This is a genomic window from Actinomadura livida, from assembly GCF_014648675.1.
In the GTDB taxonomy this organism is placed as follows: Bacteria; Actinomycetota; Actinomycetes; order Streptosporangiales; family Streptosporangiaceae; genus Spirillospora; species Spirillospora livida.
The window spans coordinates 55,769-77,695 of the sequence record NZ_BMRO01000010.1 but is presented as its reverse complement, the minus strand read 5'-3'; the positions used below and the strand labels follow the sequence as shown (position 1 = coordinate 77,695).

Here is a 21,927-nt window from a genome sequence, read left to right as displayed (position 1 = left end):
GCCCGGTCAGGCGGATCGCAGCCGCTGCAGCGCCTCCCGGACGCCGCCCTCGGTCTCCTCCAGCACCACGGTCGCGCGTGCCGCGGGCACCTCGCCGAGCAGCGAGACCAGTGCGACGCGGGTGTTCCCCCCCGCCTCCGCCAGCGCGTTCTCGCAGGTGCGGGAGTCCATCCCCGTCGCCTCGGTGAGGATGCGCACCAGCCGGGCGCGCAGCTTGGAGTTGAGCGCGTTCACGCTGATCATCAGGTTGGAGTAGGTGCGCCCCATCCGGATCATCAGCGTGGTGGAGAAGGAGTTGAGCACCAGCTTGGTCGCGGTGCCGGCCTTCATCCGGGTGGACCCGCTGATCACCTCCGGTCCGGTGGCGAGCCCGATGTGCACCTCCACCTCGTCCCCGTACGGCGTGTGCGGGTTGCAGCTGATCAGCGCGGTGCGCGCGCCCACCGCGGCGGCGGCGCGCAGTGCCCCCACCACGTAGGGGGTGCGCCCGCTCGCCGCGATGCCGATGGCGACGTCGCCCGGCTGCACGTCGTGCGCGTCCCGGCGGCCGAGCTCGGCGTCGTCCTCGACGTCGGAGATCGCCTGCGACAGGGCGCCCGGCCCGCCCGCGTGGTGGGCCACGACCCGGCCCCAGATGCCGAACGTCGGGGGCAGCTCGGCGGCGTCGATCACCGCGAGCCGGCCCGACGTGCCGGCGCCGAAGTAGTGGACGCGCCCGCCCGCCCGCAGCGAGTCGACCGACAGGTCGACCAGCCGGGCGACCTCCGGCAGGACGGACGCCACGACCATCGGCACGGTCGCGTCCTCGGTGTTGATCAGGTGCAGCACCTCCAGTGTCGGCAGCGTGTCGACGTCGAGGGTCCGGGGGTTGCGTCCCTCCGTGGGGAGCTCGCAATCGATCACCGACGCCTCCGGTCGGGTCGCACGGTCCGCCCGCGGACCGCCTCGAACGTGGCTTCCAGGGCCTTGCGGGTCGGCCCGTAGGTGCGCTGCGCCACTCCGACGAACAGGCAGTCGACCACCGTGAGCTGCGCCAGCCGGCTCGCGGTCGCGCCGGAGCGGAAGGTCGTCTCCCGTGCCGCCGTCGTGAGGATCAGGTCCGCCGCGTCCGCTATGGGGGACTTGGGGAAGTTGGTGAGCGCCACGGTCTTGGCGCCCCTGCTCCTGGCGACCTCCAGGGCGTCGATGGTCTCCACCGTCGCGCCCGTGTGCGAGATCCCGATCGCCACGTCGCCGCTGCTCAGCACCGCGGCGCTGGTCAGCATGATGTGGGCGTCCGCCCAGGCCGAGCAGACGCGTCCGATGCGGTGGAGCTTCTGCTGGAAGTCGGCCGCGACGAACGCGCTGGCGCCGACGCCGTAGACGTCGACCCGTTCCGCCGCGACGACCGCGTCCACGACCTGCTCGAGCATCTTGATGTCGAGCTGGGCGGCGGTCTCCTCGACGGCGCGGGCGTCGGCGAAGGTCACCTTCTCGACGATCTGCTCCAGGGAGTCGTCGGGGCTGATGTCGCTGCCGATGACCCGGCCGCCGGTGGCGCTCTGCGCCCGTCCCGCCTCGGTGGCGAGGGTCAGCCGCAGCTCCGGATAGCCGTGGAACCCGATCGCCCTGCAGAACCTGATGACCGTCGTCTCCGACGTGCCGCAGGCCTGGGCGAGCTCGGTGATGGTGGAGTTGGCGACCCCTTCGGGGTCGTCGATGACGCGCTGCGCGACGCGCCGTTCGGCGGGGGGCAGGGAGGGCAGCAGCGACCGGACCCGGACCACGGTGCTCAGGGGCGTGGCGTCCCGGTCGCCCTGCCGGGCGGCCGCCTCGTCCTCTGGTGCGCCGGGCTCCCCCATGGTCCCCCGCTCGGGGCGCTGCTCGGGGCTCCGTTCGGAGCCGATGGGTTTCCTCATGATGGAAATTTTCTTACGTGCAGGATGTCACGTCAACGGTAGAAAAGGCTACGGTCGCCATGTGTTGACCCATTTGGCCGGTCCTTACGTGGTCGGTATCGACGCGGGTGGCACGAAGACCCGCTGCGTCGTACTGACGCTGGGGGGCGCCCTAGCCGGTTCCGGCACCGGCCCCGGGGCCAACCCCAACTCCGGAGGCGACACCGCAGGCGCGCTGACCACCGCCCTGCGGGAGGCCATCGGGGACCTGGACCGAACCCACATCCTCACCGGCGTCTTCGGGATCGCCGGTGCGGGCTCGGCCGGCCGGCCCGCCGCCGTGGCGGCGGCGCGGCAGGCATGGCAGGCGGTCGGCCTGCGCGGCTCACCCGCGGTGGTGACCGATATCGCGGTGGCGTTCGCCGCGGGGACCAGCGAGCCCAAGGGCATCGTCGTGTTCTCCGGGACGGGCGCCGGCGCGGCGGTCATCAGCGACGGGACGATCGTGCAGCGCGCGGACGGCTACGGCTGGCTCGTCGGGGACGAGGGTTCGGCGGTATGGCTGGGGAAGGAGGCCGTCCGGGCCGCGCTCGCCGCCTACGACGGCCGCGGCTCCCCGACGCTGCTCACCGATTCGGTTCCCCGGGCCCTGCTCGGCGCCACCGTGGTCGCGCAGATCGACTCGGAGAGGCGACGCCCCCGCCATCCCAGGGCGCTGGCCCTGGCCGGGGCCGGTTCGTCCTCCCCGGGCGGCTCCGTCCTCGCCCAGGCCGCCGCGCTCTCGTCGGGGAGCGGATCCCCCGGCGCCGGCGGCGCGCTCGGACCCGACGGCGGTCCGGGCGCCCTGGGCGGCCGCCTCCACTCCAGCGGCACGGGCACCGCCGTGCTGGACCCCGACGACCATGGTCCACCGCCCGGGAACGGGCCTTGTCCCCCGTCCGCCGACTCCTCCACCGGCCCGCACGGGCCGCCCGGCGCGCACGGCCCGCCGGGACGCGGGTCGCCCGGCCATCCGGGGCCGCCGGGACACGCGGTGGTCCCCGCCCCGGCGGCGCACTCCGAGATGACCCGCACCCCGCTCAATCCACGGCTCGCCCAGGCGATCATCAAGGAGGTGTACGGCCGTCCTCCCGCGGCCCTGGGCCGGCTGGGCCCGGTCGTCGCCGCCGCCGCGGCCGCCGGTGATCCGGTGGCCAGGCGCATCACCGAAGAGGCCGCGCAGTGGCTGCTCCGCGACGTGGACGCGGTGCGCCCGGCCCTGTCCGACCCCGGCGCACCGGTCGTGATGCACGGCTCGGTGCTGCGCGAGGGACCCGTCGCCGACGCCGTCCGGACCGGGCTGCGCGACCGCTTCCGGGCGGCGCCGCGCTGCGCCGGCGACGGGGCCGTCGGCGCGGCCGGGATGGCGCTGCGCCGCCTCGGCCACGCACCGCCCGGCTGAGCCGCCCTCCGGCCCGCCGGTCCCGGCCAGGCCGCTCGATGCGGCAAGGCCGCCCCCCGCCAGGCAGACGGCACCGAAGCCGTCCGGGGCCATCGCGATGGACCCCACCAGATCCGCGATCCGCTGCGATCCGGGGTCCATCGTGACCGGGGTGTTACCAGGGTGGCGGCGGGTTCGCGGGCGCGGCGGCGATGCCCCGGTGGCCGGTGGGACCGCCGCTGCGGGCGGGCGCCGTCCGCTGATCGGTTCGACAGCGGCGCGGGGAGCGCATAACGTCGCGACGACCGATGCGACCGAGGAAGCGAGCCATGCCGGGGGGCCTGGTCGGGGTGCGTGCATCACCACGTGCGTTCGCGGCGGCGGCGCTGGCCATGATCATGGTCGCGGGCTGCGGCGGAGGCGAGAGCGGCAAGGGCGGACGGGCGTCGTCCGCCCCGTCCGGCGCGTCCTCCGCGCCCGCGAAGCCGTCACCGGCGCCGGACGCCTGGATCCCCGGCCGCGTCGCGAAGATGAGCGTGGCCGACAAGGTCGGCCAGCTGTTCGTGCCGACGTTCTCCAGCCGCGCCGACGCCGTCGAGAAGATCCGGAAGTACCGCGTCGGCGGGCTGATCTACTTCCCCGGCAACATCACCACCCCGGAGCGGACGGCCGCGCAGTCGAACGCGCTGCAGAAGGCGTCGAAGATCCCGCTGCTGCTCGGCGTGGACGAGGAGCAGGGCATCGTCTCGCGCACCCCGTTCGTCACCCGGTTCCCCGGCAACATGGCGCTCGGCGCGACCGGCGACCCCGCGCAGGCGCACGCCGCCGCCCAGGTCACCGGCAGGGAGCTGCGCGCCGTGGGGATCAACCTCGACTACGCCCCGGACGCCGACGTCAACGTGAACCCGCGCAACCCGGTGATCGGGCCGCGGTCGTTCGGCGCCGACCCCGCCCTGGTGGCGAAGATGGTCGCCGGCGCGGTGGGCGGCTACCAGTCCGCCGGGATCGCGGCCACCGCCAAGCACTTCCCCGGGCACGGCGACACCGCCACCGACAGCCACACCGGGCTGCCCGTGATCACGCACAACCGCGAGCAGTGGGAGCGGCTGGACGCGCCGCCGTTCCGCGCGGCGGTCGACGCCGGCGTCGACATGATCATGACGGCGCACATCGTGATGCCGAAGCTCGACCGGTCGGGCGACCCGGCCACGCTCTCCAAGACGGTCCTCACCGGGCTGCTGCGCGACGAGCTCGGCTACCAGGGCGTGATCACGACGGACTCGCTGGAGATGGCGGGCGTGCGGCAGAAGTACGGCGACGCGCAGGTCCCGGTCCGGGCCGTCAACGCGGGCGCCGACCAGCTGCTGATGCCGCCGAACCTGCCGCGCGCCTACCGGGCGGTGCTCGCGGCCGTCCGCTCCGGGAAGATCAGCGAGCGGCGGCTGGACGAGTCGGTCACCCGCATCCTCCGGCTCAAGCAGCGGCGCGGCCTGTTCCAGGGGACGGCCGCCGACCCGGCTGGGGCCGCCGCCGCGATCGGCACGCCCGCGAACCGGGCCACCGCCCGCCAGGTCGCCGAGCGCGCGGTCACCCTCGTCCGCAACGGGAACGGCGTGCTGCCGCTCAAGGGCAAGAAGGTCGCGGTCACCGGCCCGAAGAGCGACCTGCTCATCGCCGCGCTGCGCCGCCACGGCGTCGCGACGGCGGCGCCCGGCGCGGCGGACGTCACCGTCCTGACCACCGAGAACGCCGGGCAGGCCACGGCCGCCCGCATCCGCGCGCTGGGGCCGAAGCCGGTCGTCGCCGCCGCCCTCGGCCGCCCCTACGACCTCGACGCCGCCGGCGGTGCCGCGGCGGCGCTCGCCACCTACTCGTCCAAGGCCGTCTCGGTCAACGCGCTCGCCAAGGTGCTGAGCGGCGCGGCGAGCCCGGCGGGCCGGCTCCCGGCCCCCGCGGCCGGCAAGCCGGTCGGCCACGGCCTCGGCTACGACTAGCTCCTCGACCTGCGGCAGAGTGATCGGCTTGCCGACCCAGTGGGTCGCCGAGCTAGATGCCCAGCTCCGCCAGGGCGGGCAGGTGGCCGCGGGCCGCTTCTCGGGCCTGCTCGGGGGTCCGGGCCGCGCGGGCGGCCGCGGCGGCGCGGCGGCACTCGTCCAGCGTGTGCCGGGCGAGTGCGGCGCGCACGAGCGGCAGGGACGGCGCGCTCATCGACAGCGACGTCACGCCGAGACCGACCAGGACGCACGCGAGCGCCGGATCGCCGGCCGCCTCGCCGCACACCCCGCACGGGACGCCCGCGACCGCCGCGGGGGCGACGAGGTCGAGCAGCGCGGGCTGCCACGGGTCCTGGAACCGCGCGAGGCCGCCGACCTGCCGGTCGGCCGCGCAGGCGTACTGCGCGAGGTCGTTGGTGCCGATGCTGAAGAACTCCACCTCGGGCGCGAGGTCGCCGGCGCGGAGCGCGGCGGCGGGCACCTCGATCATGACGCCGGGATGCCCGATGCCGGCCTCGCGGCACGCGGCGGCGAACCAGGCGGCCTCGGCGGCGTCGGTCACCATCGGGGCCATGACCTGGAGCCGGGCGGTCAGTCCGGCGGCGGCGCGCGCCAGGGCGGCGAGCTGCGCCGCCAGGACGTCGGGGTGCCGGCGCATCATCCGCAGGCCGCGCTCGCCCAGCGCCGGGTTCGGCTCCTCCCCGGGAGCCGGGAGGAACCCGAGGGGCTTGTCGGCGCCCGCGTCTAGGGTCCGGACGACCACGCGGCCGCCGGGGAACGCCTCCAGGACCTTCCGGTACGCCTCCTCCTGCTCCTCGTCCGACGGGGGCGCCGAGCGGTCGAGGAAGAGGAACTCGGTGCGGTACAGGCCGACGCCCTCCGCGCCGTGCGCCAGCGCCGCCTCGACGTCCTTCGGGCCGCCGATGTTCGCCAGCAGCGGCACCTTGTGCCCGTCCTTGGTGACGCCCGGCCCGGTGGACTCCTCCAGCGCGGACGCGCGGGCCGCGGCGGCGGCCAGCGCCGCGGCGACCTCGGCGTCGGTCGGCTCGGGACGGACCGTCCCCGCCGACCCGTCGACCAGGACGCGGGTCCCGTCGGCGAGGGACGTCGCGCCGGGCAGCGCGACGACGGCGGGCACGCCCATCGTCCGGGCCAGGATCGCGGTGTGGCTGGTCGGCCCGCCCTCCTGCGTCACGAACGCCACGACCTGCGCCGGGTCGAGGACGGCGGTGTCGGCCGGCGCGAGGTCCCGGGCGACCAGCACGAACGGCTCGTCCGACTCCGGAACGCCCGGCACCGGCAGGCCGAGCAGCCGCGCGACCGCACGGTCGCGGATGTCGTCCAGGTCGGCGACCCGGGCCGCCAGGTACTCCCCGGCGCCGGCGAGCATCTCCCGGTAGACGCCGAACGCCTCGAACACGGCGCGGGCCGCCGCGACCCCCTCGCCAGTCTTGGCGCGCACGCCGTCGGCGAGGCCGGGGTCGCGGGCCATCATGGCCTGCGCGTTCAGCACGTCCCGCCCGGCGGTGTTGCCGGCCGCCGCGGCACGGCCGCCGCGCTCCTCCAGGTCGGCGGCGACGGCCTCCAGCGCGGCGAGGGCGGTGTCGCGCTCGGCGGCGGCGTCCCCGCCGTGCCGGGACCCGGCGGGCGGCTCCGGCACGGCCCCCGCGACGACGCGGACCGGCCCGGCCCCGACGCCGGGGCTCACGCCCGCGCCCTGCAGCACCTCCGGTGTCCCCGGCTCGCTGTCCGGCACCTCAGGCCCCCTCGGGCTCCGGCGTGGACAGCAGCTTCTCCAGGCTGTCGAGCAGCTCGTCCGCGCCCTCGCCCTCCGCGGCCAGCGTGACCTCCTCCCCGTGCCGGGCGTCCAGCCCCAGCACGGCGAGGATGCTCTTGGCGTTCACCGGTTCACCGCCGCGCCTGGCCACGGTCACGTCCATCGGGGCCTGGGCCGCGGTCTGCACGAACAGCGCGGCGGGCCGCGCATGCAGCCCCACCCTCGACTCGATCTTGACGTTGCGCACGCTCACCGCACACTCCTCATCGCTCTGGCCGGGTTCCGGCTCTCGACGTGTTCCCGCTCTTGACGGTCTTCAGTTCTCGACGCGTTCAGCTCTCGACGGTGTTCAGTTCTCACGCGACCGGTCGGCACGGCGGGCCAGGCCGCGCACCCGCAGCGCGGGACCCGGCACGACGTCGACCTCCTTGAGGTCCACGACCACGTGGTCGGCCTCGGCCAGCGCGCCCACCGGCTGCGTGGTGGTGACGCCCACGCAGGTCATGCCGGCGGACTTGACGGCCGCGACCCCGGCCGGGGCGTCCTCGAACCCGACCGTCTCCTCCGGCGGGACGTCCAGGTCGCGCGCCGCGGCCAGGTAGCCCTCCGGATGCGGCTTGCCGGTGACGACGTCCCCGGCGGTCACCACGATGTCCAGCAGGTCGCGGATGCCCAGGCCGTCCAGCAGGCCCTCGGCGTACCGGCGCTCCCCCGACGTCACCACCGCCAGCGGCACGCCCGCGTCCGCCAGCGACCGGACGAGGTCGACCGCGCCGCCGACCGGCGCGATCGGCGGCATCCCCGGCATCGCGCCGTAGGCCACGACCTGCTCGAACAGCTCCTCGACCGTCCGGCCGGGGAACAGGTGCGCCAGGTCGCCCAGCACCTCGACGCCACGGCGCCCCGCGAACGACGCGATGAGCGCGTCGTCGTACGGGACGCCGTGCGCGTCGAACAGCCGCGACCACATCACGCGGTTGCGCGGCTCGGTGTCGATGAGGGTGCCGTCGAGGTCGAACACCGCGGCGCCCAGTCCGATCACCGCCATGCGGCCGGCTCCCCGGTTCCAGCCGTCGGCCTCATCGCGTCAGTTCCAATCGCGTCAGTTCCAATCGCGTCAGTTCCAATCGCGTCAGTTCCAATCGCGTCAGCTCCATGTGAACAGTTCGTCGCCCGTGGACACCTCGCCCGACTCCACGACGTCCGCCAGGGCGTCGGCGCCGGCGTCCAGCGCCACGACCGCGCAGATCGGCGAGCGTCCGCCCGCCTCGATCACGGCCGGGTTCCAGCCGACGACCGGCTGCCCGGCGGTGACCTCGTCGCCCTCGGTGACGAGGAGCTCGAAGCCCTCGCCCTTCAGCTTGACGGTGTCGATGCCGAGGTGGACGAGGACGCCGTGGCCCTCGCCGTCCACGACCACGTAGGCGTGCGGGTGCAGCTTGACGATCTTCCCGGTGACGGGGGCGATGGCGTGGCCGGGACCCCGCTCGGGGTCGACGGCCGTGCCCGGGCCGACCATGGCCTGGGCGAACACCGGGTCCGGGACGCCGGCCAGGCCGACGACCCGGCCGGCGACCGGTGACATGACTCGGGTCATGGGAGGGACCCCCTGGGTCAGTCGAGGATGTCCTCGATGTCGGTGGCGATGGTGTCGGCCTCGGGGCCCACGACGACCTGCACGACGCTGCCGCTGCGCATGACGCCGTGCGCGCCCGCCTTCTTCAGCGCGGCCTCGTCGACCTTGCCCGCGTCGTTGACCTCGGTGCGCAGCCGGGTCGCGCACGGTTCGATCTCGATGATGTTGTCGGCACCGCCCAGCGCGGCGACGATGGCCTCGGCCTTGTCCATGTTCTTCTCCTAGTCGGGGTCGGCCCCGGGGCCGCGACGGATGTCGAAGCTCAGTTTGTCTGGGTCACCTTGTTCAGGCCACGGGGGACGTCGGGATCGAGGCCGAGCCGGCGCGCCAGGTTCTCCACCATGATCTGGCCCGGGACGATGAGGCCGAGCGGCGAGGTCCACTCCGGCAGCGCCGGGCCGGGCAGCGCGGCCGAGCACGCCGCCGCCAGGAGGGGGCCGCCGCCGACGCCGTACGCGCGGGCGCCCGCGCCCTCGACCCGTTCGGCCAGCGCGATCGTGCCGGCGAGCGTGGGACCGGAGTCGGCGGCCACCAGCAGCGCGGGGGTCTGCTCGTCCACGACGGCGATCGGGCCGTGCAGCAGGTCGGCGTACGACAGGCCCATGGCGTGCAGGTAGCACGCCTCTTTGATCTTCAGCGCGAGCTCCAGCGCGGTGCCGAACGCGATGCCGCGCCCGGAGACCACCGCGCCGGGGACCGCCGCCAGCGCCTCCACGATCTCCGGCAGCGCGGGGGACGCCTCGGTGCGGGCGATCACCCGGGCCACCTCGTCCGGGACGCGGCGCAGGTCGTCGGCGGGCACGGCCGCGCCGAGCCCCAGCCCGAGCACCGACAGCGCGGCGAGCTGGGTGGTGTAGGTCTTGGTCGCCGGGACGGCGATCTCGTCGCCCGCCAGCGTGATCAGCGCGACCTCGGCGGACTCGGCGAGCGGCGAGCCGGCGCCGTTGGTGACCGCGACGGTCCGCGCGCCGCAGGCCGCGGCCCAGGCGAGCGACTCGACGATCTCCTCGGTCTTGCCGGACTGGCTGATCGCCACGGCCAGCACGCCGGCCAGGTCCAGCCTGCGCCGGTAGGCGGTCGCGATCGACGGCGCGGCGAGCGTCGCCAGCCGCCCGGTGTGCGACTCGACCAGGTAGCGCCCGTACACCGCGGCGTTGTCGGACGAGCCGCGGGCGATGAACAGCACCTGCCGCGTCTCGGCGGCCAGCGCCGCGAGCTCGGGGAGGCGGGGCAGCAGCGCGCCGATCGTCCGGGCGAGCGCGTCCGGCTGCTCGCCGATCTCGGCGCGCATCTGACTGGTCATGATCCCTCTCCGAAGACTCTCGCCCCGCCGACCCAGGTGGCGCGGGCCCGGTGGTCCGGGCCCAGCCAGACGAGGTCGGCCGCGGCGCCCGGCGCGATCCGGCCGAGGTCGGGGCGGCCGGCCAGGTCGGCCGGGACGCGGGTCGCGGCGTCGACCGCCGCCTCGATACCGGTGCCGACGGCGACCGCGTTGCCGACCGCCTCGTCCAGCCGGAGGCCGGAGCCCGCGATCGTGCCGTCGGCGCGCAGCGGCGGGCCGTGCTCGGGCATCGTGATGGGCTCGCCGGCGAGGTCGTAGGTGCCGGGCGGCATCCCGGCGGCCGCGGCGGCGTCGGTGACGAGCACGGTCCGTCCCGGCGCGGCGCGGAACACCAGCGCGGCGATCTCCGGCGCGACGTGGTGCAGGTCGAGGATCAGGCCGGGGCTCAGCCGGTCGTCGATGAGCGCCTGCACGGCCACGCCGGGGTCGCGGTGGTGGACGCCGGTCTGCGCGTTGAAGATGTGGGTGACCTTGCGGGCGCCCGCGTCGGCCGCGGCGCGGACCTGCGCGGCGGTCGCGTCGCTGTGCCCGACGCTGACGAGGACCCCCGCCTCGGTCAGGGTGCGGATCGCCGCCAGGGCGCCGTTCCGCTCGGGTGCGAGCGTGACCAGCTTGACCAGGCCCGTCTCCAGCAGCTCCGCGATCGCCTCGGGCGCCGGATCGGTCAGGTGGAGCGGGTTGTGCGCGCCTTTGCGCTTCTCCGAGAGGAACGGGCCCTCCAGGTGGACGCCGAGGACGCGCGTCCCCGCGGGCAGGCCGGGCAGGATGTCGCGGGTGCGGCGGAGCGCCGCGGCCTGGGTCTCGACCGGGGCGGTGATGAAGGTCGGCATGAACGCGGTCACGCCGGTCTCGGGCAGGCGGGAGACGACGGTGTGCCAGCCGGCCTCGTCGGCGTCCACCATGTCGTGACCGAAGTAGCCGTTCACCTGGAGGTCGACCAGGCCGGGCGCCAGCAGGCCGTCGGTCAGCTCGACGCCGGGGGCGCCGGGCGGGGGGCCTTCCCCGGCTTCGGCGATCACGCCGTCCACCACGCGGACGAATCCCGGGGAGAGCACGCGGGTAGGAGCGCCCTCGGGGGTAATGATCATGTTGGTGGCCGTGATCAGTAGTGATGTCATGGCTCCGCGCACTCTCCGCGACACGACGAATCGCTGGTCATTCCGTCCGGTCTCACTGGTCTAGTCCGGACTAGACCAGTACGTACCATACTCCACGGATCGAAGGAGGCCGCAAGATGTCGGACGCGACGATTCCGGCGTCGGGCCGGGGAGCGTTCCACGCCGCCGGGCGGCGCACGCCCGCGGGGGGCGGCCTCCGATATGACGGCGGGCCAGCGGATTCCGCCACCGTGCCGGGAAACGGACGGGACGTCCGGAAGTCGGTGCTGACCTGGGAGTTCCTGGGGCAAGGCGGTCGTCGGTGGCGTGATCCGGTCGTTACGAATTCGTGCATTGACATGTCTTTCGATCCTGTGGTCTAGTCCGGCCTAGACCAGTACAAACCCCCGAAGACCCTCCGAAGCTACAAACAACCTCATACCCGTCAGAACCTGCGAATCCCATCGATCCGGCCCGCGGCCGTCGAGGACCCTCGTGACGACCATCGATCCGCACAGTCCCGTGCCGAAGTACTTCCAGCTCCGCGCGATCCTGCTCGACCTGATCGAGACCGCGGAACTGCCCGTCGACGCCCCGATCCCGTCGGAGCGCGAGTTGTGCGCCAGGTACGAGCTGTCCCGCATGACCGTCCGGCAGGGGGTCGACCAGCTCGTCTCCGAAGGCCGCCTCTACCGCGTCCCGGGCAAGGGCACGTTCGTCGCCCGCCCCAAGATCGAGATGCCGCTCCGGCTCGTCTCCTTCACCGAGGACATGCTGGCCCGCGGCCTGCGTCCCGGCGCGATCGACCTGGACCGGCGGACGGTCCCGGCGGACGCGCGCCTCGCCAGGATCTTCGATGTCGAAGCCGGCACCGATATCCACGTCATCGAACGCCTGCGCACCGCCGACGGCGAGCCCATGGCCGTGGAGCGCTCCCACATCCTGGCCTCGCTCGCCCCCGACCTGCTCGACCGCCGCCTCGCCGACCGCTCGCTCTACGGCGTCCTGGAGGCGGTGTACGGGCTGGTCTTCGACGCGGGCGACCAGACCATCGACGCCAGCCTGGCCGACGCGGCCGAGGCCAGGCACCTGCAGATCCCCAAGGGCAGTGCCGTGCTGTTCCTGCAACGCCGCTCGTACACCGGAGGGGTGTGCGCCGAGCTGGGCGTGTCGACCTACCGGGCGGACCGCTACCAGATCCACACGGCCCTCGGAAACCCCCCGCCGCACTCCTGAAAAACCCCTGAGGAGGGATGTCGCGATGACATCGACGACAGTGGATTCCGCACCACGCCGAGGGTCCAGTGCCCTCGCGGTGCTGCAGCGGATCGGCCGCAGCCTCATGCTGCCGATCGCCGTGCTGCCCGCCGCGGCGCTCCTGCTGCGCTTCGGCCAGGCCGACATGCTCGGCGACGACGGCCTCGGCTGGACCCGCGTCGCCGAGATCGTCGGCGAGGCCGGCAACGCGCTGTTCGCCGCCCTCCCGCTGCTCTTCGCGGTCGGTGTGGCGATCGGCTTCGCCAAGAAGTCCGACGGCTCCACCGCCCTCGCCGCGGTCGTCGGGTACCTGGTCTTCGACCGCGTGTCCAAGATCATGTTCTCGCACACCGAGGAGCTCAAGGGCAACGTCACGATCACCACGGTGACGGACGGGGCCGAAGCCGAGGTCATCAACTGGGGGGCGACGAACCCCACGCAGGTGCTCGGCGGCATCCTCATGGGCCTCACCGCGGCCCTGCTCTACCAGCGCTACTACCGGATCAAGCTGCCGACCTGGCTGGCGTTCTTCGGCGGCCGCCGCTTCGTGCCCATCGTCACCGCCCTCGCCGGCCTCGTGATCGGCATCCTGATCGGCTTCATCTGGCCGATCCTCGGCAGCTGGCTCACCGACTTCGGCGAGTGGATCACCGGGGCGGGCGCGGCGGGCGCCGGCATCTACGGCGTGATCAACCGGCTGCTGCTGCCGTTCGGCCTGCACCACATCCCGAACTCGCTCATCTGGTTCGTGTTCGGCACCTACGAGGGCCCGGACGGCGCCGTCACCGGCGAGATCAACCGCTACCTGGCCGGCGACCCCGACGCGGGCGGCTTCCTCGCCGGGTTCTTCCCCGTGCTGATGTTCGGCCTGCCCGGCGCGGCCCTCGCGATCTGGCGCGCCGCTCCCCCGCACCGGCGTCCCGCGGTCGGCGGCCTCATGGTCTCCGCCGGGCTCACCGCGTTCGTCACCGGCGTCACCGAGCCGATCGAGTTCGCGTTCATGTTCGTCGCGCCCATCCTGTACGGCGTGCACGTCGTGCTCACCGGCATCTCGATGGCGATCCTGGAGGCCGCCGGCGCCCAGCTCGGCTTCGGCTTCTCCGCCGGCCTCATCGACCTGCTGCTGAACGCCCGCAAGGACAACACCGAGGGGCTGTGGCTGATCCTCGGCCTGGGCGTCGTGTACTTCTTCCTGTACTACTTCATCTTCAAGTTCATGATCGAGAAGTTCAACTTCGCGACGCCGGGCCGGGAGCCGGAGGGCGAGGAGTCGACGGCCGTCGACCCCGCCGCCGACCCGGAGATGGCCGGCGCCGCGGCCGCCAAGAAGGACCGCAAGGATCCGGGCGGCGAACCCAAGGAGGCCGAAGCCGCCTCCGACGGCTGATCCCCGGGGCGCCGCGGTCCCCTCATCCCCGCGGCGCCCCCGTCCGGGCCGGTCAGCCCACCGGCCCGCTCCCACGGGTCCCGGACTCCCCGCACGGTCCGGGACCCCGCTCCCAGGCGGGGGGGGGCCCCCCCGGCCGCCCCCCCGCTTCCCATGTCCGGGCGACTCCGGACGCGGGGCCGACCCGCGCGTTACGCCGCGGGCCGCATGCGGCCAGGACGTATTTATCGCGGGCCGCGCGACTCCTGTCTTCATACGAGCCAGGAGGTATCGCATGCGTCCACGTCCAGCCACGTCCTCCGCCGTCCGGTTCATCCGGTACCGCGGCGCGCCGACCCGCGGCGCGCTGGCGCTCCGCCCCGCGGCACCGCCCCCGTCCCGGCCGCCGGGAGCCCGCTCGCCGGGCCTGCGGCTCGTGCGCCCGGCGGACGGGGTCGACGCCGAGGTCCGCGCCGTCGCGGACGCGGCCGTGCGGCTCGTGGTGGAGATCCTCGCGGGGACGCGCCCGGCCGCCCAGCTGTCCCTGGTGGCCGTCCCGCCGGTGTGCCGGGAGATGGCCCGGCACAGCTCCGCGACCCGGCGCGGGGCTCGGATCGTCCCGCCCAAGGTGCTGTCGACCCGGCTGCAGCGCCCCGCCGCCGCCGTCGCCGAGACGACCGCCGTCGTGGTCGTCGCCGGCCGCGTCCACGCCCTGGCCCTCCGCCTCGAACACGCCCGCGGCCGCTGGCGCTGCACGGCCCTGGAAACAACGGCCCAGGGCACCCCCTAGCGGCGCCCCCGATTCATGCTGATGGACGGGTCTGGGCATGCGAAAGCGGCCTCCCGGGATCGGGAGGCCGCTTTCGCAGGGTGCTACTTGTTCTTGTTGCGGGGGTCGCCGTGGCACCGCTTGTACTTCTTGCCCGAGCCGCAGGGGCACGGGTCGTTGCGGTTCACGCCCGCGTACTCGTCCTTGGTCTCCTCGGTGTGGTGCTCGACGCCGCCGTCACCGTCGATGGTCGGGGCCGAGTAGTCCAGCTTCTTCGGACGCGACGGCTTCTCCAGCCCCTTCGCCTTGATGGCGGGGGTCTCGTCGGCCTCGTCCACGTCGTCGGAAGGGACGGCGTCCTCCTCCGCGTCGGTGGCGGGAGCGGACTTGGCGACCGACACGGGCGTCGCGCCGACGGTCGGGGTCTCCGGCTGGTCCTCGACCTCGACCTCGAGGTTGAAGAGGTAGCCGACCGACTCCTCCTTGATGCCGTCGAGCATCGCGTTGAACATGTCGTAGCCCTCGCGCTGGTACTCCACCAGCGGGTCGCGCTGCGCCATGGCCCGCAGGCCGATGCCCTCCTGGAGGTAGTCCATCTCGTAGAGGTGCTCGCGCCACTTGCGGTCCAGGACCGACAGGACGACGCGACGCTCCAGCTCGCGCACGACCTCCGCGCCGAGCTGCTCCTCGCGCTTGTCGTAGGCGGCCTGCGCGTCGTCGCGGATCTTCTCCGCGAGCGTCTCGGCGTCCAGCGCGGAGAGGTCGCCGCCCGCCTCCTTCTCCAGGTCCTCGACCGTGATGGAGATCGGGTAGAGCGCCTTGAACGCCTTCCACAGCTTGTCGAGGTCCCACTCCTCGGCGAAGCCCTCCGAGGTGGCGCCCGCGACGTAGCCCGCGACGACCTCGTCGATCATCCGGCGGACCTGCTCGTGCAGGTCCTCGCCCTCCAGCACCTTGCGGCGCTCGGCGTAGATGACCTTGCGCTGCCGGTTCAGGACCTCGTCGTACTTCAAGACGTTCTTGCGCATCTCGAAGTTCTGCTGCTCGACCTGGCTCTGCGCCGACTTGATCGCGTTGCTGACGATCTTGGACTCGATCGGCACGTCGTCCGGGATGTTCAGCCGGGTCATGATCGACTCGACGCGGGCCGAGTTGAACAGCCGCATCAGGTCGTCCTCCAGCGAGAGGTAGAACCGGGACTCGCCCGGGTCGCCCTGCCGGCCGGACCGTCCGCGCAGCTGGTTGTCGATGCGCCGCGACTCGTGCCGCTCGGTGGCGAGGACGTACAGGCCGCCGGCGTCGACGACCTCCTCGTGCTCGCCCTTCACGGCCTCCTGCGCCTTCTCCAGCGCCTCGGGCCACGCCGCCTCGTACTCGTCGGGCGTCTCCAGCGGGGACAGCCCGCGCTGGTGCAGCTCCAGGTCGGCGCGGAAGTCGGGGTTGCCGCCGAGCATGATGTCGGTGCCGCGGCCCGCCATGTTCGTCGCGACGGTGACGCTGCCCTTGCGGCCCGCCTCCGCGACGATCGTCGACTCCTGCTCGTGGTGCTTGGCGTTCAGCACCTGGTGCGGGATGCCGCGCCGCTTGAGCATCTTGCTCAGCTTCTCGGACTTCTCCACCGACGTGGTGCCGACCAGGACCGGCTGGCCCTTCTCGTGCCGCTCGGCGATGTCGTCGACGACGGCCTCGAACTTGGCCTGCTCGGTCTTGTAGACGACGTCCGCCACGTCCTCGCGGATCATCGGCTTGTTCGTCGGGATCGGCACGACGCCGATCTTGTAGGTCTTGTTGAACTCCGCCGCCTCGGTCTCGGCGGTTCCGGTCATGCCGGACAGCTTGTTGTAGAGGCGGAAGTAGTTCTGCAGGGTGATCGTGGCGAGGGTCTGGTTCTCGTCCTTGATCGCCACGCCTTCCTTGGCCTCGATGGCCTGGTGCATGCCCTCGTTGTAGCGGCGGCCATGCAGGATGCGCCCGGTGAACTCGTCCACGATCAGGACCTCGCCGTTCATGACGACGTAGTCCTTGTCGCGCTTGTACAGCTCCTTGGCCTTCAGCGCGTTGTTCAGGAAGCTGACCAGCGGCGTGTTCACCGAGTCGTAGAGGTTGTCGATGCCGAGCCAGTCCTCGACCTTCTCGACACCGGACTCGGTGATGCCGACCGTGCGCTTCTTCTCGTTGACCTCGTAGTCGCCGGGGCCGTACTCGTCGACCTGGCCGGCGGTGCTGATCAGCTCGGCGCGCTTCAGCCGCGGCGCGATCTTGGCGAACTCCGCGTACCACTTGGAGTTCTGCTCGGCCGGGCCGGAGATGATCAGCGGGGTCCGGGCCTCGTCGATGAGGATCGAGTCGACCTCGTCCACGATGGCGAAGTTGTGGCCGCGCTGGACGCACTCGTCCAGGCTCCACGCCATGTTGTCGCGCAGGTAGTCGAAGCCGAACTCGTTGTTCGTCCCGTAGGTGATGTCGGCGTTGTACGCCGCGCGGCGCTCCTCGGGCGTCATCTGCGCGAGGACGACACCGACCTCCAGGCCCAGGAACTGGTGGATGCGGCCCATCCACTCGGCGTCGCGCTTGGCCAGGTAGTCGTTCACGGTGACGATGTGGACGCCGTCCCCGGAAAGGGCGTTCAGGTAGGCCGGGAGAACGGCGGTCAGGGTCTTGCCCTCACCGGTCTTCATCTCGGCGATGTTGCCGAGATGCAGGGCTGCTCCGCCCATCACCTGGACGTCGAAGTGCCGCTGCCCGAGCACGCGCTTGGCGGCTTCGCGTGCGGTCGCGAACGCCTCCGGCAGCAGGTCGTCCAGGGTCTCGCCGTCGGCGAGGCGCTCCCGGTACTTGTCGGTCAGCTCGCGCAACTCGGCGTCGCTCATCTCGAGGAAGTCCTCCTCGATCGAGTTGACCTGATCCGCGAGCTTCTTGAGCTTGCGCAGGGTTTTTCCCTCGCCCGCACGAAGGATCTTGTCGATGACTGGCGGCACTCTCGAAGGCTCCTTGCAGATCGTGGTTCACCGCTCCAGGCGGCACGCACACCACACGTACGATGCCCATCGTAGGCGAGACCCAGAATGGTCTAGGTCACTCCGCAGCGCAATCCACTGCGCGTCTCGTTTGACGTTCCGGGTCGCGGAGAGGATGACGGCACAGCATGGAGGGAGACGCAATGTCCGGAGAGTCCCACGGGTCGCACGCCGGCCGCCCGGCTTCCTGGGTGGCGGTCACCATCATTTTCATCGGATTCGTCGTGGGTGGCGTCGCGCTCTGCCTGGGCCCGATGTGGATCATGTTCTGGGTCGGCGCCGGCATCATCGTCGCCGGTTTCGCCGTCAGCTGGATGGTCCACCTGTTCTCCGACGTGGTCGTGGACGCCCCCCGGGTCATCCCCGAGATCGTCGACTACTCCGTCTTCGGCACCCGCACCGAGAAGCGCCGCGGCGGCCCCGAGGGCGAGGCCCTGGAAGGCCCTGTGGCGACCGACCCCCAGACATCCCCCCACGGATAACCGCGTTCACGCCGGCGCGGCAACGAATTGATGAGCGCGCCACCGCCCTGTGCGGTGGCGCGCTCATCGTGTTTCGTGATGCGGCTGCGTTCTCAGGTGGACGCGCCGCGCTCGGTCGGAGTCGCGGCTTTTAGGGCGGCTGTAAGTAGGGATTGGGGTAGGTCTGTGCGGTCCACGTGGACGTCGTCGCAGCCGACCCAGGTGGCGGCGCGCCATAGGGCTGTGGCCAGTGCGGCGGCCGAGGCTTCTGCGCGTGCCGGGGTGCGGGTGGCCCACGGTTCCAAAGACGCCTGGCGCGCTATCAGGGTGCGGCCCTCCCGGGCCGGGTCGACGCGTCCGAGGAGGCGGCCGCCGGACAGGAGCGGCATCGCGAAGTAGCCGTGGACCCGCTTGGCCTTGGGGACGTACGCCTCCAAGCGGTGATCGAAGCCGAACACGCGGGACGTACGGGCTCTGTCCCACACGAGGGAGTCGAAGGGCGAGAGCAGCGTGGTGGCGTGCCTGCCGCGCGGCGGGTCGTCCAGCGCCTCGGGGTCGGCCCAGGCCCGCTGGGACCATCCGGCGACCGCGACGGGGACCAGGCCGGTCCCGTCGATCACCCGGTCGACCTGGTCCTGCTTGACGCGGTAGTAGTCGGCGAGGTCCGCGCGGGTCGCCACGCCGAGGGCCCGGCCGGCGCGCGTGACGAGCTCGGTCAGGCAGGCGTCGTCGTCGGGGTCCTGCGCCAGGAGCCCGGATGGGACCGCCCGCTCCGCGAGGTCGTAGACGCGGCGCCAGCCGACGCGCTGAACGCAGACGACCTCGCCGATGTCCAGCAGCCACTCGATGCCGATCTTGTGGTCGCTCCAGTCCCACCAGTCGGCACTGGCCTTGGCTCCGCCGAGTTCCCTGGTGGTGAGCGGGCCGTCCGCCTTCAGGCGCGCCCGGATCTCGTCGCAGACGCCCTCGGGGACCTTGTGCCAGCGCCAGCCGCGGCGCAGGTAGGCGCGGCGCCGGAACCCGAACAGCGGCCAGGTGTCCATGGGCAGGACGGACGCGGCGTGCGCCCAGTACTCGAACGCCCCGGCGGTGCCGTTCGGGCGGCCCCAGTAGGCGTCCTCGATCGCGGTTCGGCGCACCGGGCCGAGACGGGCGTAGGAGACCAGTTCGTGGGACCTCGCCAGGACCGAGATCGTGTCGAGCTGGACGGCGCCGAGCCGTTCCAGCATCGCCGGTACGCCGCCCTTCCGCCGCGCGCCCAGGAACCCCTGGGCGCGCAGTTGGAGCCGCCGTGCCTCGTCCGCGCTGAGCTCTACCTCGACCACGCCGGTGATGCTACGCCACGACACCGACAAAAGCCGATTGCTGGTCGCATCGGACCACTCGGACCACTCGGATCACTCAGGTGATCTCCAGGAGTTTCTCCCGGACGGCGTAGACGACCGCCTCCATCCGGGAGTGGAGCTGGAGCTTCTCCAGGATGTTGCGGACGTGGTTCTTCACCGTGTTCTCGGAGATGAACAGCTCCCGGGCGATCTCCCGGTTGCCGAGGCCGCGGGCGACGAGCCGCAGCACCTCCATCTCGCGCTCGGTGAGGCGGGGCGCGGGGACCTGCTGGGTGCGCTCCTCGCTGCGCTTGGCCAGCGCGGCGAACTCGGTGATGAGCTTGGACGCCATCGACGGGCTGATCAGCGACTGCCCGCCGTGCACGGCGCGGACCGCCTGCGGGACCTCGTCGATGGAGATCTCCTTCAGCAGGTAGCCGCTGGCCCCGGCCTTGATCGCCTCGAAGAGGTCCTCCTCCTCGTCGCTGATGGTCAGCATGACGATCTTCGCGCTGGGCGCGGCGTCCTTGATGGCGGTGCACGCCTCGATGCCGCTGCGGCGCGGCATCCTGATGTCCATCAGCACGACGTCCGGCAGCAGGTCGCCGGCCATCTCGACGGCCTCGTGCCCGTCGCCGCCCTCGCCGATGACCTCGATGTCCTCCTCGCCTTGGAGGACCATCTCCAGACCTCTGCGGAACAGCGCATGGTCGTCGACGATGAGCACGCGGATCGGGTCGGCCGCTCCGGGCCGCGGTGCCGCCTCCCGGGCGGCGGGGGTGGAGCCGGCGCCGCGTTGCCGGCCCCCGGCCTGACGGGGTACCGCCGCGGCGTCGCGAGCCTCGGGATTCTCGCTCACCAGAGTCGCGGCGTGGAGGAGACGCCGCTTCCCCCCTTCACTGTTCAGCGATCTGGATGTACCGGAGGGTTGCTCTCCGACGGGCCGTCCCCGGGAACCTGGGGGTTCCGGGTACGAGCCCAGGGGTTTCAGGTCGGGTGTTCCCGGATGGAACTGCTGTGCGCCCCGGGAGGTTCCCGGGCGGTCCCAGCGGGGTCCGGGCCCCCGCGGGACGTGCCGCCGCGGGGCGGTGGCCCGCGGGCCCCGGACCGGCCGAGCGGCGCTCGCGCCGTACCGGAACCCCCCGCGGCCACCGCGTCCGCGGATCGGCTGGTACGCCTTCGCAGATCATTACATGGTTCGGACGGTGACGTGACGCGAGTGCCGCATCACTCTTCGACGAGCCTGATCACTCCGTAGTCCCAGCCCCTCCTCCGGTATACGACCGAGGGCAGCCCGTTGGCCTTGTCGCGGTACAGGAAAAAGTCGTGGCCGACGAGCTCCATCTCGAAGAGGGCCTGCTCGATGCCCATCGGCTCGGCCTTGTGGAACTTCTCTCGGACGATGAGGGGCCCGTCGCCGTCCATGGGGATGGGGATGAGGTTCTCGTCCTGCGCGGCCCGCGCCGGTTCCGGCTCTTCCTCGGCGGGCTCCGGCGCGGTCTTCACCGGTTCGGGGAGCGATTCGGGGAGCGTCTCCATCGTCGCGAGCTTGGCGCGGCCCTTGCCGCCGTGGCCCTTGCGCCGCTCGGCGTCGCGGCGCAGCCTGGACTCCAGCTTGTCCAAGGCCAGGTCGAGGGCTCCGTAGCGGTCGTCCGCGGCGGCCTCCGCCCGGATCACCGGGCCGCGGGAACGGATGGTGAGCTCGACTCTCTCGCGCTGGTCGGCGAGCCGCGGGTTATGTTCCTCGGACACCTCCACGTCCACGCGGATCACCTTCTGGTTGAGCCGCTCGATCTTCGCCAGTTTGTTGTCGACATGCCGGCGGAACCTGTCATTGACCTCGGTGTGCCGGCCCCTCACGGTGATGTCCACGCGGGCCCCCCTTCTCCCGGTTACGAGTCGACCTGCCCGGGATCCCTGGCGGAACACGCCCCACCCTCGTGATATGCACCATGCGCCGGCCTTTCGGCGCATACGGGAGGGAAGTGCCCTTCGCCCCGGGCCGGCCCCACAGGACGGTGGGTCGCACCCGCCCGGCCGACCTGGTCTTCGTCCCCACATCCGCCTGCTGAGGGGCTCGCGGCGCTCTCGCCACTACTGCCCTTCTCCCTGCTCGGGGGATGTCGGATCCCCCGACGGGGCAGGACTTACCTCTAAGGCGCACCGTGATCGGTCGACGAGAAGTCGCCTTACGTGGGCCGTTTCGCCTGCGCCTGGCATCGGCTTGCCGGACCACCGGTCGTGCTCCTGACGAGCACTGCGGTCCGACGCAACCACGGACCCGGGCGGGTGCCATGTCAGGAACGCTAACCCCTTACGCCACGAATGTCAGGGGGGTGGCCGGAGGAAAAACTCACGGACCGTCATCGGAACCCGCCCGAGCGGGTACCCGCGCCCTTACCCGGCCGCCCCATCACATGCCGTGAACCCCCGTGTGCGCGGCCGTTACGCCCCTCACGCTCGCGCAGGTCAGGTCGGACTGACCCTCCGGTGAGTTTCCCGACTCACTCCTCCCCCAGTGCTGATGTGCCGCAAATAACCCCACACGTCTCCACAAAGCCCCCACCCGACCAACTACCAACCGTAACT

General features: G+C 72.6%; 19 protein-coding genes. 6 read left to right on the top strand and 13 right to left on the bottom strand.

The window, feature by feature from the left end; translation table 11 throughout:
* Window positions 1-6 precede the first annotated feature (6 nt).
* Both IEZ03_RS23795 and IEZ03_RS23790 read right to left on the bottom strand, forming a co-directional pair.
* Window positions 7-903 (bottom strand): N-acetylmuramic acid 6-phosphate etherase, encoded by an 897-nt coding sequence (locus tag IEZ03_RS23795; RefSeq protein WP_131976339.1) that lies wholly within the window; start codon window positions 901-903, stop codon window positions 7-9.
* Window positions 900-1,841 carry a MurR/RpiR family transcriptional regulator gene (locus IEZ03_RS23790; protein WP_184890365.1) on the bottom strand — a complete coding sequence of 314 codons (942 nt, stop codon included), beginning with the start codon at window positions 1,839-1,841 and terminating at the stop codon, window positions 900-902. The genes IEZ03_RS23795 and IEZ03_RS23790 overlap by 4 nt, the downstream gene beginning before the upstream one ends.
* A 118-nt stretch (window positions 1,842-1,959) precedes the next feature.
* Here IEZ03_RS23790 and IEZ03_RS23785 point away from each other — a divergent pair, with 118 nt between their 5' ends.
* Both IEZ03_RS23785 and IEZ03_RS23780 read left to right on the top strand, forming a co-directional pair.
* Window positions 1,960-3,318, top strand: a complete 1,359-nt coding sequence (locus tag IEZ03_RS23785; RefSeq protein WP_229808521.1) for an N-acetylglucosamine kinase — start codon at window positions 1,960-1,962, stop codon at window positions 3,316-3,318.
* A gap of 308 nt (window positions 3,319-3,626) precedes the next feature.
* Window positions 3,627-5,291 (top strand): glycoside hydrolase family 3 protein, encoded by a 1,665-nt coding sequence (locus IEZ03_RS23780; RefSeq protein ID WP_184880896.1) that lies wholly within the window; start codon window positions 3,627-3,629, stop codon window positions 5,289-5,291.
* Between the two features lie 52 nt (window positions 5,292-5,343).
* Here the strand turns inward: IEZ03_RS23780 and ptsP are convergent, their stop codons facing one another.
* From ptsP to nagA, 7 genes are all read right to left on the bottom strand, one after another.
* On the bottom strand, window positions 5,344-7,047 hold the full coding sequence (gene ptsP, locus IEZ03_RS23775) for a phosphoenolpyruvate--protein phosphotransferase (protein WP_229808520.1): 1,704 nt from the start codon (window positions 7,045-7,047) through the stop codon (window positions 5,344-5,346).
* 1 nt (window position 7,048) lies between these two features.
* Window positions 7,049-7,321, bottom strand: coding sequence for an HPr family phosphocarrier protein (locus tag IEZ03_RS23770; RefSeq protein ID WP_184880894.1), 273 nt, complete (start codon window positions 7,319-7,321; stop codon window positions 7,049-7,051).
* 96 nt (window positions 7,322-7,417) lie between these two features.
* The gene (locus tag IEZ03_RS23765) at window positions 7,418-8,116 is read right to left on the bottom strand and encodes an HAD family hydrolase (protein ID WP_184880892.1); all 699 of its coding nucleotides are present in this window, start codon (window positions 8,114-8,116) and stop codon (window positions 7,418-7,420) included.
* A 99-nt stretch (window positions 8,117-8,215) separates the two neighbouring features.
* Window positions 8,216-8,665, bottom strand: a complete 450-nt coding sequence (locus IEZ03_RS23760) for a PTS sugar transporter subunit IIA (protein ID WP_184880890.1) — start codon at window positions 8,663-8,665, stop codon at window positions 8,216-8,218.
* Between the two features lie 17 nt (window positions 8,666-8,682).
* A complete protein-coding gene (locus IEZ03_RS23755; protein ID WP_184880889.1) occupies window positions 8,683-8,916 on the bottom strand; it encodes a PTS sugar transporter subunit IIB in 234 nt (77 codons plus the stop codon).
* 50 nt (window positions 8,917-8,966) lie between these two features.
* Window positions 8,967-10,007: an SIS domain-containing protein gene (locus tag IEZ03_RS23750; RefSeq protein ID WP_229808519.1), complete on the bottom strand. Its 1,041-nt coding sequence runs from the start codon at window positions 10,005-10,007 to the stop codon at window positions 8,967-8,969.
* The gene (gene nagA / locus IEZ03_RS23745; protein WP_184880887.1) at window positions 10,004-11,164 is read right to left on the bottom strand and encodes an N-acetylglucosamine-6-phosphate deacetylase; all 1,161 of its coding nucleotides are present in this window, start codon (window positions 11,162-11,164) and stop codon (window positions 10,004-10,006) included. Before nagA ends, IEZ03_RS23750 begins: the two co-directional genes overlap by 4 nt.
* A gap of 474 nt (window positions 11,165-11,638) precedes the next feature.
* Here nagA and IEZ03_RS23740 point away from each other — a divergent pair, with 474 nt between their 5' ends.
* The 3 genes from IEZ03_RS23740 (at window position 11,639) to IEZ03_RS23730 (ending at window position 14,556) form a co-directional block, all read left to right on the top strand.
* Entirely contained in the window at window positions 11,639-12,379 is a 741-nt protein-coding gene (locus IEZ03_RS23740; protein WP_132046761.1) for a GntR family transcriptional regulator, read from the top strand.
* A gap of 25 nt (window positions 12,380-12,404) precedes the next feature.
* Window positions 12,405-13,787, top strand: a complete 1,383-nt coding sequence (locus IEZ03_RS23735) for a PTS transporter subunit EIIC (RefSeq protein WP_184880885.1) — start codon at window positions 12,405-12,407, stop codon at window positions 13,785-13,787.
* A 274-nt stretch (window positions 13,788-14,061) separates the two neighbouring features.
* A complete protein-coding gene (locus IEZ03_RS23730; protein ID WP_184880883.1) occupies window positions 14,062-14,556 on the top strand; it encodes an Rv3235 family protein in 495 nt (164 codons plus the stop codon).
* A gap of 83 nt (window positions 14,557-14,639) precedes the next feature.
* Here the strand turns inward: IEZ03_RS23730 and secA are convergent, their stop codons facing one another.
* Window positions 14,640-17,513, bottom strand: a complete 2,874-nt coding sequence (gene secA, locus IEZ03_RS23725) for a preprotein translocase subunit SecA (protein ID WP_184880881.1) — start codon at window positions 17,511-17,513, stop codon at window positions 14,640-14,642.
* Window positions 17,514-17,695: 182 nt separating this feature from the next.
* On the opposite strand from secA, the gene IEZ03_RS23720 reads away from it, so the two are divergent.
* Window positions 17,696-18,034 (top strand): HGxxPAAW family protein, encoded by a 339-nt coding sequence (locus IEZ03_RS23720; protein WP_184880879.1) that lies wholly within the window; start codon window positions 17,696-17,698, stop codon window positions 18,032-18,034.
* A gap of 92 nt (window positions 18,035-18,126) precedes the next feature.
* On the opposite strand, the gene IEZ03_RS23715 is transcribed toward IEZ03_RS23720, so the two are convergent.
* From IEZ03_RS23715 to hpf, 3 genes are all read right to left on the bottom strand, one after another.
* Window positions 18,127-19,338: a winged helix-turn-helix domain-containing protein gene (locus IEZ03_RS23715; RefSeq protein ID WP_229808518.1), complete on the bottom strand. Its 1,212-nt coding sequence runs from the start codon at window positions 19,336-19,338 to the stop codon at window positions 18,127-18,129.
* A gap of 76 nt (window positions 19,339-19,414) precedes the next feature.
* Window positions 19,415-20,197: a response regulator gene (locus IEZ03_RS23710; RefSeq protein ID WP_132046751.1), complete on the bottom strand. Its 783-nt coding sequence runs from the start codon at window positions 20,195-20,197 to the stop codon at window positions 19,415-19,417.
* 368 nt (window positions 20,198-20,565) lie between these two features.
* On the bottom strand, window positions 20,566-21,210 hold the full coding sequence (hpf, locus tag IEZ03_RS23705; protein WP_184880877.1) for a ribosome hibernation-promoting factor, HPF/YfiA family: 645 nt from the start codon (window positions 21,208-21,210) through the stop codon (window positions 20,566-20,568).
* Between the last annotated feature and the right edge of the window lie 717 nt (window positions 21,211-21,927).